Below are 13,590 nucleotides of genomic sequence, written 5' to 3' on the forward strand. Positions count from 1 at the left end.
ATGAATACAAATATTGTTACTATACTCGCGAGTTTAGCGCGTACTCGATCTCAAGATATTGCCTATCAGTATTTTTACGATGAGGCATTACCAAGTAAAACCATTTCCTACCAAGAACTGCATGAGCGTGCAGCCTCTATTGCTGAGACATTGAGTGAATATTTTGAACCGGGTGACAGAGCATTATTACTGTACAACTCTGGATTTGAATTTATTGAAGCCTTTTTTGCTTGTTTATACGCAGGGATAATTGCGGTACCGGTTTATCCCCCTAAAAAGAATCAAAATGTTGATCGTCTGCGTGCCATCATCGAAGACGCAGGTGCCAAAGGTGCGCTTACCAGTGAAAAGATCAATGAAATCGCCAAGCCATTGCTTGATTCTGAGCCAAGTCTAGCGCAGTTAGCACTATTTACTACCGATAACATTGCACTTAAATCGACGACTCAACAGTGGCCTCGTGCACAAATCCGTGGTGAGCAACTGGCATTTTTGCAATATACCTCAGGCTCGACGGGCACACCTAAAGGCGTAATGGTAACTCACGATAATATTCTTGATAATCAGGCGCTAATGAAAGAAGCGTTTGGTCACGATAGCAACTCTTCGATTGTAAGTTGGTTGCCTCATTTCCATGATATGGGACTGATTTTTGGCATTATGCATCCAATCTATATCGGTGCGACAGCGGCGCTGATGAATCCGGCTTATTTCCTGCAAAAACCACTACGTTGGCTAAAACTGCTTTCACAAACCAAAGCATTAACGTCAAGTGCGCCAAACTTTGCCTATGATCTGTGTGTGGACACCGTCAAAGATGAAGACCTTAAAGACTTAGATTTGTCCCATTGGCGCTCAGCATTAAATGGCGCAGAACCAGTGCGTGCCAGCACGTTAGAGCGATTTTATCAAAAGTTTAAAGTGTGTGGCTTACAAAGAGAGAGTATCGCACCTTGTTACGGTATGGCAGAAACCACTTTATTTGCAACTGGTGGACGTCTTCTAGAAAAGCCAAAGATATTACGTATTGATGCAGCCAAGCTACAGCAGGGCATAGCCGAACAAGTCGCAGATGAAGATACAGTAGATGCGTTTTATGCATTAGATGTGGCTGATGAACAGCAACCTTATTACGCTGTATCTTCTGGCGTGAGTTGGGGCGAGCATTGCATTGCGATTGTTAACCCTGAGTCTTTTGAAGCATGCAATGATGGTGAAACCGGAGAAATTTGGGTAACTGGTCCAAGTGTAGCAAAGGGGTATTGGAATAACCCAGCGGCAACTGAGGCTACATTTCATGCCAGAATTAAAGGTGCTGACGAGCGGGCTTATCTCCGTACTGGTGATTTAGGCTTTATCCAGCGTGGGGAATTGTTCGTTACAGGACGCGCCAAAGACGTGCTTATCTTCCGCGGTAAAAACTACTACCCGCAAGATATTGAGCTTACAGTTACACAAGCAAGCGATAGCTTAGAACAAAATGGCGGCGCAGCGTTTTCGGTCGCCGCTAATGGTGATGAAGAGCGTTTGGTGATAGTACAACAAGTAAAGCGTACTGTACTAAGAAAGTTAAATGCTGAGCAGGTACTGCAGCAGATCACCGCTGCGATCGTTGAGCACCACGGCATTACGCCCTATGACATCGTATTGATAAAACCCGGTCGCATTCATAAAACATCGAGCGGTAAAATTCAGCGCCAAGAGAATAAGCGCAGTTATTTAGCCAATAGTTTTGAAGTAATTGCGCGCGCCCGTGAAGCTGCTGTACCACAGCAAGCTGAGGCACCATCGTCCTCATCGTCACTACAGCAAATTCAGCGGTTATTACAAGATTTAGTCGCACAAGAAATAGATAAGCCCGCGCGTAGTTTGGATATCGACGCGCCATTCTTGGCATTAGGTGTGGATTCGATGAAAGCGGTGCGGATCTCAGGGGAGTTAATGGAAGTACACGAGCTAGACCTTGAGCCTACGGTACTTTACGAATATCCCTCCATTCGCGAACTAGCCCAGTATTTAAGTCAGTTTAGTACGCTTACTCAAGCTCTAGGGCAGACAGAGCTTAACGAGTCGAAAGGTACCACTGAGCAAGCGAATAATACGCAAGCCTCTCGCCGAACTGAAGATATTGCGGATACAGATATTGCCGTGATTGGCATGGCCTGTCGTTATCCTTTAGCAAATGGATTAGATGCATTTTGGCAGCTGTTAAGCCAACAGGGCGATGGGATCACCACGCCAGATCCTAAGCGCCAGCAGCTTTGCCCGAATCTTGAAGCCGACCGACTCGGTGGCTATTTAGAGAATGTCGATGAGTTTGATGCTGCATTATTCGGCATCTCGCCACTCGAAGCTAAGCATATCGACCCACAACATAGATTACTGCTCCAAACGACTTATCACGCTATACAGCATGCCGGTTACCAACCCGCCACGCTCGCAGGTAGCAATATTGGCGTGTATGTCGGTATATCGCAAAATGATTACTTTTTATTGTCGCAACAACAGCAAAAAAGTACCGCGTATTTAGGCACGGGCACAGCACTGAGCATTGCAGCAAACCGTATTTCTTATAGCTTTAATTTTACTGGCCCGAGCGTGGCGATTGATACGGCGTGCTCGTCATCGCTGGTGGCACTTCATCATGCAATTCAAGCACTAAGAAATGGAGAAACGAACGCGGCGTTGGTGGCGGGCGTTAATCTTATTCTGAGCGATGATGTGACTAAAGCCTGTGAAAACGCACAAATGTTGGCAGCAGACGGCCATTGCAAAACCTTTTCACAGGCAGCGGATGGCTATGTGCGAAGTGAAGGAGTTGGGGTGGTGATGCTAAAGCCGCTACAACAAGCCATGGCAGACAACGACCCAATTGTTGGTGTACTCAAAGGCAGTGCAATTAATCAAGACGGCCGCAGCAATGGCATTACCGCGCCAAATAGTGCCGCGCAACAGGCTGTGATCAATGCCGCCCTTGATAATGCCAAGATGCAGGCGGGAGATATCCACTATGTGGAAACCCATGGCACGGGTACGGAGCTTGGCGATCCTATCGAGATCACAGCATTAAACCGCACGTATGGAGAACACCATAGTCGTCATGATCCGGTTATTCTCGGTGCGGTAAAAGCGAATATTGGTCACCTTGAGTCTGGTGCGGGTATTGCTGGGCTTATCAAAACGCTACTGTGTTTACAGCATGGGCAAATTCCTGCGCAGCGTTACAGTGAGGTGTTAAATCCGCATATCCCATGGCAAAAGCTCCCATTTATGGTGCCGCAAAACATGCAGACATGGCCTGTACCACAAGGGGGAATAAGAGCCGCTGGATTAAGCTCTTTTGGTTTTGGTGGTACTAATGCACATGTGATCTGCGCACAAGCGCCTGTGCCTAAACCAGAAATGCAAGCTGAAGTAACACCGCCTTCGTTTTATCTATTGCCTCTCGCTGCTAAATCTAAAGCTGCATTGCAGAAACTTGCTGGTCACTATAGTGAACGATTGTCGAGTTTGACTCCTCAAGCATTTGATGACTTCTGCGCACAAAATGCCGAGCAAGTGCCCCTTAAGGGTGTGCATAAAACGTTTAGTGGTGTGAGTAGAGAAACACTTATTTCGCAACTGAATAGTCCCATTATTGTTGAACAGTCTTCGGCAAATGCTGCTCCAGAAGTCGCATTTTTGTTCACCGGGCAAGGTTCACAATACCCCTTGATGGCCCTCTCTTTATATCAACACTATGCCGTGTTTCGCAGTCACTTAGATGAAATTGACAGCCTGATTGGCGAGCGCTTTGGAGCACGCCTGTTGGATGTGTTATTCGATGAAAAGCATAGTGAACTGCTGGCACAAACCCGTTGGACGCAAGTGAGCTTGTTTGTCGTTGAATACAGTGTGGCAAACTTATTGATGCATTATGGGGTGAAGCCATCCCAGCTACTCAGTCATAGTGTTGGTGAGTATGCAGCGGCTTGTATTGCTGGCGTGTTCTCGCTTCGAGATGGTGTTGAGTTGATTGCAGCGCGCGGTCAACTAATGCATGAATTACCGATAAAAGGCAGCATGATCGCCGCAAGATGTGATGAAATAACCGCACGTAATTGCTTGAGTGAGATTCAGGAGCAAGTGGTTATCTCAGCCTTCCATGGTGAGGCTGGGGTAGTATTCTCTGGTGCTGATGAAGCAATCACAGCCCTCAGTGACGTGCTTGCAGCACAGCAAATTAAAGTAAAAGCGCTGCATACGGCAAACGCTTTCCACTCTCCATTGATGGCCCCCATGCTAGAGGCCTTTAGGGAAGTCGCTGAACAGGTTAGATTCCAACAGCCTCGGCTGCCTTTTGTTTCATCCATGACGGGGCAAGTGGAGTCTACACTTATCGCTACGGCCGAGTATTGGGTTGAACAAATTAAGGCACCGGTTCGCTTTGTTGACTGTGTAACTGCGCTTGAGTCACTAGAGCATGGCTTAGCGATTGAGCTTGGTCCTAAACCTATTTTGAGTGGCTTACTACAGGAAAATAGCAATAACAAAGCGCTCAGTTATGCCCATGTATTGCACTCCAAAGGCGAAGACAGCATGAGGTTCGCCGAGTGTTTAGGCACATACCTCGACTTAGGCGGGGCGCTCGAATGGCAACAGGTGTATGGCAATCGCCCGAGCGCTAGAGTAGGCTTGCCGCAATATCCGTTTGATTGCAGCTCATTCTGGATTTTTGGTACTGAACAATCACAGCCCGAAGCACTGACAGTGGTAGAAGCGAGTGACCGTGATGCACAAATTCGCAGCTTTGTGCTCAATACCCTGGCGGGACTCTTATCGATGCCCGCTGATGCTATCCAAACCAACCTCCCTTTGCTAGAAATGGGGGTTGATTCGTTGATGATCATGCAGGCTGTTAGAGTGTACGAGCGGGAATTCGGTTTAGAGTTTAGTGTTCGTCAATTTTATCAAGAGCTCAGCGATGTCGATAAGTTAGTGGCCTATATTCAAAGCCATAGTGACTATCTCAAAGCGCCGCAAGGTTCACAACAAGCTGGCAGTTTGCCATCACCTGCATCGGTGACGACTGATACGCCAAAAGGTAGTGTAGTAGAGGCTGACAACCACACGCTTGTCGCTATCTATCAGGCGCAATTGCAGGCGGCAAGCACAGTGACCAGCGCTGAAGCGAGAGCTGCGTTAGAAGCTGTGGTGGGACAGCAGTTACGCCATATTCAGGGCGCGAAAGTTGAAAACAGTGCAGTCACCTCGACAGCAACCTTGGTATCAAAGCCCCAGCCAAGCAGAGCCCAATCTGTATTACCAGGCGCACAGCAAAAACAAGTGCAGCGTGCCAATAGCAGCCCAGCCATGCGTCAACATCTTGCTGCATTGAGTGATGTTTACATTGCGAAAACGCACAGTTCAAAAGCGCTAGTGAGCGAATATCGCGGACGCCTTGCGGATTGCCGAGCATCGGCGGGTTTTAGACTGTCGAGCAAAGAGCTACTTTATCCGGTGTTTTCTAAGCGCTGTGAGGGCGCATATATTTGGGATATCGATGATAATCGCTATATTGATATCACCATGGATTTTGGTACTAACTTATTTGGTCACAACCCTGACTTTATCAAAGCAGCACTGGCGCAACAGCTTGAAGCCGGGATGCAACTGGGGCTTGCAAGTCCTGATGCGCCTGAGGTTGCTGCACTTATCTGTGAGCTGACTGGGCTTGAGCGGGCATCGTTTTGTAACTCTGGTACAGAGGCGGTCATGACGGCGCTACGTTTGGCAAGAACGGTGACCAAACGCGATAAAATTGTTCAGTTTTCAGGCGCGTATCATGGTCACTATGATGGTACTTTAGCAACTGAGTCGCCAGAGCAAGGCGTAGAGGCAATGTGTGCTGGAGTGCGTTATGGCGCAATCGCCGATAATCTCGTTTTACCTTATGGTGATGATGAGGCGCTAGAGGTTATTACCCGAGAGGCGCAACATATTGCCGCCGTGATTGTTGAGCCGGTACAAAGCCGTCATCCTGAAAATCAGCCTTGGGCGTTTTTACGTAAACTACGTACGCTTACCGAAGCACATGGTATTGCCCTCATTTTTGACGAAATGATCACTGGCTTTAGAGCACACCCCGGTGGTGTTCAAGGCTTGATAGGGGTTAAGGCCGATATGGCAACCTATGGCAAAATCGTCGGTGGTGGTATGCCTATCGGTGTAGTCGCGGGGGCCGCTACCTATCTCGATGCCATTGACGGAGGGAATTGGCAATACGGAGATGACTCCTACCCTTTGACCGATACCACCTTCTTTGCCGGGACTTTCTGCAAACATCCAATGACCATGGCGAGCGCCAAAGCGGTGTTGCAAGCTATTAAGTCGCAAGGTCCAACGTTACAACAAGGGATCAACGACAAAACCGCGGCATTTAAAGCACATCTCAATGCGTTTTTTGAAACCCATGACGTATCCATTCGGATAGAAGCGTTTGCCTCATTATTCCGTTTTCGCTTTTCGCAAAATCTTGATGTGTTCTTTTATGAAATGCTAGAGCGCGGTGTGTTTATCTGGGAAGGGCGAAACTGCTTTTTCAGTGCCGCGCATACAGATGAAGACATTGCAGCGGTGATAAACGCAGTTGAAGCCAGTGTACTTAGCTTAAAACGTGCGGGCTACTTTGGTGAAACGAGTCAAAGTGATGACGATGCTGCATTTCCACTTAGCCATAGTCAGCAGCAGCTATTAGCGATGGCGTTGACCTCAAGCGATGGAGCGAGTGCATATCAACTACAAGCGATATTAAAGCTCTCCGGCAAGCTCGATTTACCGCGGCTGCAACAAGCCGTTACCGCAGTCTGCCGCGACTTCCCAATCTTGCGTTTTGGTGTCGATAGTGACCGCTTAATGCAATATTGCCGAGTGGAAAAAGCCGAGTTGCATGTTGAGCCATGGAGTGAGGACGACCAAGTAACATTGCAAACGCGGTTATCCGCGCTGCGTTATCAACCATTTGACTTTGCAAAAGACCCACTTTGTAGAGTGACGCTGTTGAGTGATGGCAAAGCGCAGCACTATTTAAGTGTGGTGGCCCATCATGTGATCTGCGATGGGCTTTCACTACAAATGGTGCTGGTAGCAATCGCTGAGCGCTACAATCAAGATGCAAAACAAAATGAGGTGGCAAGCCGAGCTGTCTCCTTTAATCACTACGTTGATAGCCTGCAGGCATATTCGCATTCACCGGAAGCTGCAAAAAACCAAGCTTTTTGGCACCAGTGCTTAGCGAGTTCAACACCACTTGAGCTGCCAAAATCAACGACGGTGAGCGTGGCTTCATACCAAGTTAATCAGCTCACATTACCCATTTCATCGAGTGCAATCCGAAACACTGAGACCCTTGCTCAATCTTTGCGTTGTGGGCAATTTGCAACCATGCTTGCACTTTATTGCTTGTGGCTACACAAGTTAAGCGGTCAGGCGGTAATAAGTGTAGGTGTGCCGGTATCAGATAGGCAACGACTGGCGTCGCAGTTTGAGCCTGAGTTGCTCGACCAAGCGTTACTGGGTTATTGCACCAATATCTTGCCCATTGTGGTTGACATGACTAGCATTAGCACTATCGGTGAGCTGGTACAGCGGGTGCAAAATACTTTACTTGATGCCTTTGATCACCAAACCCACCCGTATGCAAGCCTTGCCGATGATCAGCTAATTCTACCTAGCACTTTGTTTAATCTAGATAAAGTCACCACTTTGCCGAATTTTAATGGGCTAGAAGTTGAAGTGCAGCCAAGTGTCGCTAAATTCGGCCAATTTGAACTGACGACAAATATGACCTGTGTTGCGGGGCAGTGGTCACTGTTAGTGGAATATCACACGGCGAAATTTGATACTGAATTAATGACCCAGTATGTGGCTAAGTTTGTCCATTTGCTGTCGCAGGTTCAAGGCAACACACCGATAGGGGCTCAAAATGAGTTGATACAAAGTAGTGATGATGTGTATCGATTGGTTGAGTTACCGCTACAGCAAGAGAAATCGGTTAAGGTTGCGACGAGTTTTGTTGAAACTTGGCAGCACAATGTGTCGCGTTGCAGTGCACGTACGGCACTGGTAACGGATGATGTGAGTCTCAGTTATGAGGCGCTAGATGCGCGTGTTAACCAGCTCGCTCACTACTTGATGAAGCAGCAGGTAACGCCCAATAGTATCGTGGCGGTGGCATTACCACGCCGGGCGGAGCTGTTGGTAGCACTCATGGCGGTGATGAAAGCTGGAGCGGCATTTTTACCGCTTGATTTAACGTTCCCCGATGAGCGCATCGCGCATATCTTAGAGGATGCCAAAGTGAGTGTTGTGCTGTGTGATGCCAGCAGTGCAGAGTCTGCGTTATTCAATCTCGGTCGTTTCAAACGAGTCTGTATGGATAGCGATGCAGAAGAAATTGCCAAAAGTTCGACTCGCAGCCCAAGCTTGCTAATTCAAGCTCAGCAGCGTGCTTACGTGATTTATACCTCTGGTTCCACGGGGTTACCCAAGGGCGTTGAAGTTAGTCACGGGGCATTTGCTAATTTGCTTGCATCTATGTGTCGTGAACCAGGGCTGGTGGTAGATGACCGTTTATTGGCTATCACCACAGTAGCGTTTGATATTGCCTTGCTAGAGTTGTTTGGGCCATTACTCGTTGGTGCGTCGGTGGTGCTGGCAAGTGATGAAAGTATTAGCGATCCTGCTGTGCTTGGCGCGCTTATTGAACAGCAGCAGATCACGGTGATGCAGGCAACGCCAACGCTATGGCAATTAGTGTTAAATGCGGCGCCAGCATGCACTTCTGGCATAAAAGTATGGAGTGGCGGTGAGCCTTTACCTCAGGCACTGGCCGCGCAGTTACTTAGTCACAGCAAAGCGGTTTATAACTTATACGGGCCAACCGAAACCACGATTTGGTCGGCGGTGGCACATATCGACAATGCCGCAGAGATAACCATTGGTAAAGCGATACAAAATACTAGCTTATTTGTGCTCCCAACAGAGTGCCATGGTGAAGGGCTGCCTTTACCCGACGGCGTATGGGGCGAGTTATACATTGGTGGCAGTGGTGTTGCTATGGGTTATTTACATCAAGCGGAGCTGACCGAGCAGCGTTTTATCAATCATCAATTTACAACTTCCATTAGCCGCCGCTTATACAAGACGGGAGACAAAGCGAGGCGTTTAGCTGATGGCCGCTTTGAAGTAAAAGGACGCTTAGATAATCAAATTAAACTCCATGGTCATCGTATAGAGCTTGGCGATATTAGCCATCACCTAGGGCGGATACTCAATACTAGTGAAGTCGATGTTTGCGTACAAACGCTAGAAACTGGCCCATGTCTGTGTGGTTATATGATTGATGATGGTGAGCTATCAACCGAGTGGTCTTCGCCTCGGCTGCGCCAAGCGCTCGGTGAATGGTTACCAAGTTACATGGTGCCTGAGCATTTTGTTTGGTTAAGTCAATGGCCGATGACACCAAATGGTAAGCGCGACCGAAAAGCACTACCAATGCCTGCTGTTGAGCAAGTATCAGAAATATGCACGTTGGCTCCTCGCACTGAAACAGAAAAACAGCTGCATCAACATTATCTAGCGCTTCTCCCTGTTGAGCAGTTGGGCGTCACAGCACGTTTTGTGGATAGCGGCGGCAATTCGGTGATTGGTATGCAGTTGGTATCGAGACTCAACCGAGCTTTCAATATTAAATTGACCATTGGCGACATCTTTGAGCACGCCTGTATTGCAGAGCTTGCTGAGTGTATAGAAGCGCTAAAACAAGCTCATGATGCTATTTCGGTGGAGACGCAGACTCCAAACGTAGAGAAAGTCAGTGATATTGTGAGCGACCGAGATTTGAGTGCTGCGCTAAGTGATAAATCTATGACGGAGATGGACTTGTAATGATGGAAAACTTTGCAATAAAACAGTGGTTAGATGAGCTTGACCGTCAACAGATTTATGTTTATTTACAGCAAGATAAATTAAAACTTAGAACACCGCTTGGGCAGGTGCCTGAGGGTATTCTGGATAAGATAAAGGCGCACAAAACTGCGCTTATCACCTACCTTCAGGGGCAACAAAAGCAATCTGCTGCGCTCTCGGCAGCACAGCAAAGAATGTGGTTTATTGATAAATATGAAGGGGGCACTGCGGCATACAACATGGCTGGGCTAGTTAAATTATCGCAGCCATTTTCAGTCACGGATATTGAACAAGCGTTGAGCCGCTTGATAGCTAAGTACGATATTTTGAGAGCACGATTTATCACGGTTGAAGGGAAGGTGGTGCAGCAAATTGAACCTGCTGAGGCGATGAAAATTGCTGTGATGACCGTGGATGAAGAAGTGCTACCCAATCAGCTACCAGAGTCGATTAAAGAGGCTGTGGGGTATCAGTTTGATCTTGCCAACGAGTCGCTGCTGCAAGTGACGGCTTTAGTGAGTAACTCTCACACTGCTTGCCGCTGGTTACTCGTTAACATGCATCATATTATTAGTGATGGCTGGAGCGTGACTATATTTATCAACGCACTGCTGTATGAGCTATCGGAGGCGTGTGTTGAGCTTCCCGATTTACAGTATGTTGACTATGTGCACTGGGAGCAGCAATTAAGACAATCCCCAGACTATCAACAACAATTGGCTTATTGGACTGAGCAGTTAGCGGCATTTACACCGTTTGAATTGTCCACCAGCTATCCAAGAAAAAAAGAAAAGCAGTACCAAGGTGACACGGTTCGTTGTTCGTTTAACGCAGAACAAATACAACGATTAGATAAAGCTTGCCACAGCGATGGCGTAACACATTTTACCGCCTTGCTGGGCGTGTTTTACATCTTGCTTTATCGCTACAGTGAGCAAGCCGATATTACCTTAGGGGTGCCGGTTGCAAATCGTCAGCAAAGCGAGTTTGAAGCTATGCTTGGCTGCTTTATTAATACCTTGCCACTGCGTATGCAGATAAACGGACATCACTCCATGAGTGAGGCGATTAAGGCGCTGCAATACAAAGTATTGCAAGGGCTTAGTAATCAAAACGCTGCCGTGGAAGACATCATTGAAGCGCTAGAGCTACCCAAATCCGCCGCGCATTCCGCCTTGTTTCAAGTGTTATTTAACTACAATGGTGTAGCCAGTAGTAAGGTGTCGGTAAATAACCAATTAGCAGCCGAGTTAATTGCCCTAGATAATGGCACAGCGAAATTTGACTTAACCCTATCTGTTGATGATACAGATGATGCCCTTGTGTGTGACTTTGTTTATGCAACAGGGCTTTATGACCATGCGCTTATTCAGCAATTTGCCGATGATTATTTGGCACTCGTCCAGTGCTATTGTGCTAAAGAGGCGCTGCCGATTGACGACTTGGTGCTCAAATCAACGAACTTACCGACAAAGGCGGCAAATATCAATCACAACATCAGCCAGCCGATGCTTGTGCCGCAAGCAATCAGAAGTATAGCGCAAACTCAAGGTGAGGCGATTGCAGTGGTTGTGCCAAGCACCAATGGCGAAGCATCGCGGGCCCTAACGTATCAGCAGCTACAATCTCAAAGCCTACAAATTGCCAACAACTTAGATGTTCCAGCGTCAATCATTGCGCTGATAACAACGGGCGATATGAGTGACATTGTCACTATGCTTGGCGTAATGCAAAGTAGCCGTGCGTATTTACCTATTGATGGCAATATGCCCACTGCCAGAGCGCTACAAATGCTAGCGCAAGCTGAGTGTAATACGGTGGTGGTAAGTGTCGAAACGCCACTTTGCCAAGCGCTACGAGAAGCTGACATCAGAGTGCTTACATATAGTGAGCTGAGCCAAAACAAAGGAGCGCCGCAGCAAACTTATTCACCAAGTTTTGATGATAGCGCGTATGTGTTGTTTACTTCTGGTTCTACTGGTGTGCCCAAAGGGGTTGAGATCAGCCATGGCGCGCTGAGTCACTATTGCAGCAGCATCGCGGCGAGATTGAGTTACAACCAAGATACGCGAGCGGGCGTGGTCACAGGACTTGCCACGGATTTATGCTTAACGGCTGTGTATCCGGTGCTTACTCATGGCGGCACTGTGGTACTCACCCTTGCAAACCAAGCGCCAGAACCGACTGAAATTGCAGCCAAGTTAGTGGCTGAGCAAGTTAACTTGATAAAATTAACCCCTTCTTTTGCCGCGGTGCTGTTGCCTCAATTTGCTGAGCAAAAGCCCGCTATTTCGCAGTGGGTGTTAGGTGGAGAAGCATTAGGTGAGCAGCTTGTTGATAGCATTCGCGTGCTGACGCCAGCAGCGCGTATTTTCAACCATTATGGTCCGACGGAGGCTTGTGTTGGAGTAGTTTGTCATGAAGTGACAGACAGCAGGCTAACCGGCCACAGTTATCCGATCGGTACGCCTTTGGCACATGTCACCACCTGCGTACTCAACAAACAGGGGAAGCCAACACCCGCTGGCATGCCTGGAGAGCTCTATATTGGCGGGCCGAGCCTCGCCAAAGGATATATAAATGCGCCTTCAGAGACCGCAGCTCAGTTTACAAGTAGCTTGCAACATAGTGCCCAATGCGCCCGTTTTTACCGCAGTGGTGATAGCGTTAGGCTGAATGCGAGCGGCGAGCTTGAATTTCTCGGTCGAATTGACAAACAAGCGAAAATTCGCGGTTACCGCGTTGATCTCAATGAAATAGAAGCTGCTCTGTTAGCGCTTGATGAGGTATCGCAGGCAGCAGTCGTGGTGCGCAAGCTCGGCAAGCAAGATGCTTTGGTTGCTTTTGTGGTAAGTGGTGGTGGCAGCCAGTGCGCTGCAACCAATCTGCGCGAGGTGATCCGCCAAGGCTTGAAGCGTCGCTTGCCCGAGCCGATGATCCCAAGCTGGATAGAGCTTTGCCAGCACTTACCCACCCTGAGTAATGGCAAGATAGACCGCCAACAATTACAGTCTTTGGCATTAACTTCTCAAAGCCAAAGTAGTGAGGTGACAAGTGCGTTGCAGCGACAGTTAATCACACTCTATCAAACCTTAACGGGCGCACCAGAAGTGGGGCTGCACGATAGCTTTTTCAGCATCGGTGGTCACTCTTTATTGGCAATGCAATTACTCAATGAACTAAGAGCCCAGCTCTCGGTGGAGGTGAGCTTAAAGCAACTGTTTGCCAATCCTAGCGTATTTGAACTAAGCGAGATACTGGCTAACTCTCAGTCTCAATCTTCATTACCAAGTCTACAACCTGCGCCACCACAGCCCAATTATCCTTTGTCATTTGCACAGCGGCGCTTGTGGTTTGTTGACCAACTGCAAGGGCACAGCAACCAGTATAACCTACAGGGCATATTTCAATTGCAAGGCAAGTTGAATGCTGAGGCCTTAGAGCACGCCTTTATTGCTGTGATTAAGCAATATCCAGTCTTGGCGTTTAATTATCATCAAAATGAGCAAGGAGAACCGCACCAAAGCATTAACCTTGATGCTCGATTTACCTTGATTAAGCACGACTGGACAGATAAATCCGCTGAGCAACAAGCACATGCGTTAGAGCAAGCTATCGCAGAAGATTACGCAACCAGCTTCG

2 protein-coding genes (1 of these 2 running past the window's edge) are annotated in these 13,590 nt (G+C 47.9%); both read left to right on the plus strand.

Going from position 1 to position 13,590, the window contains the following annotated elements:
• A complete protein-coding gene (locus MHN32_RS06485; RefSeq protein ID WP_239421235.1) occupies positions 1-9,927 on the plus strand; it encodes a non-ribosomal peptide synthetase/type I polyketide synthase in 9,927 nt (3,308 codons plus the stop codon).
• Positions 9,927-13,590, plus strand: the beginning of a protein-coding gene (locus MHN32_RS06490; RefSeq protein ID WP_239421237.1) for a non-ribosomal peptide synthetase. Its footprint extends 6,164 nt past the window's final position; 3,664 of the gene's 9,828 nt are visible here — the first part of the coding sequence; it begins with the start codon at positions 9,927-9,929; its stop codon lies beyond the right edge, outside the window. The genes MHN32_RS06485 and MHN32_RS06490 overlap by 1 nt, the downstream gene beginning before the upstream one ends.

It is taken from the genome of Pseudoalteromonas sp. Of11M-6 (assembly GCF_022347905.1).
GTDB lineage: Bacteria > Pseudomonadota > Gammaproteobacteria > Enterobacterales > Alteromonadaceae > Pseudoalteromonas.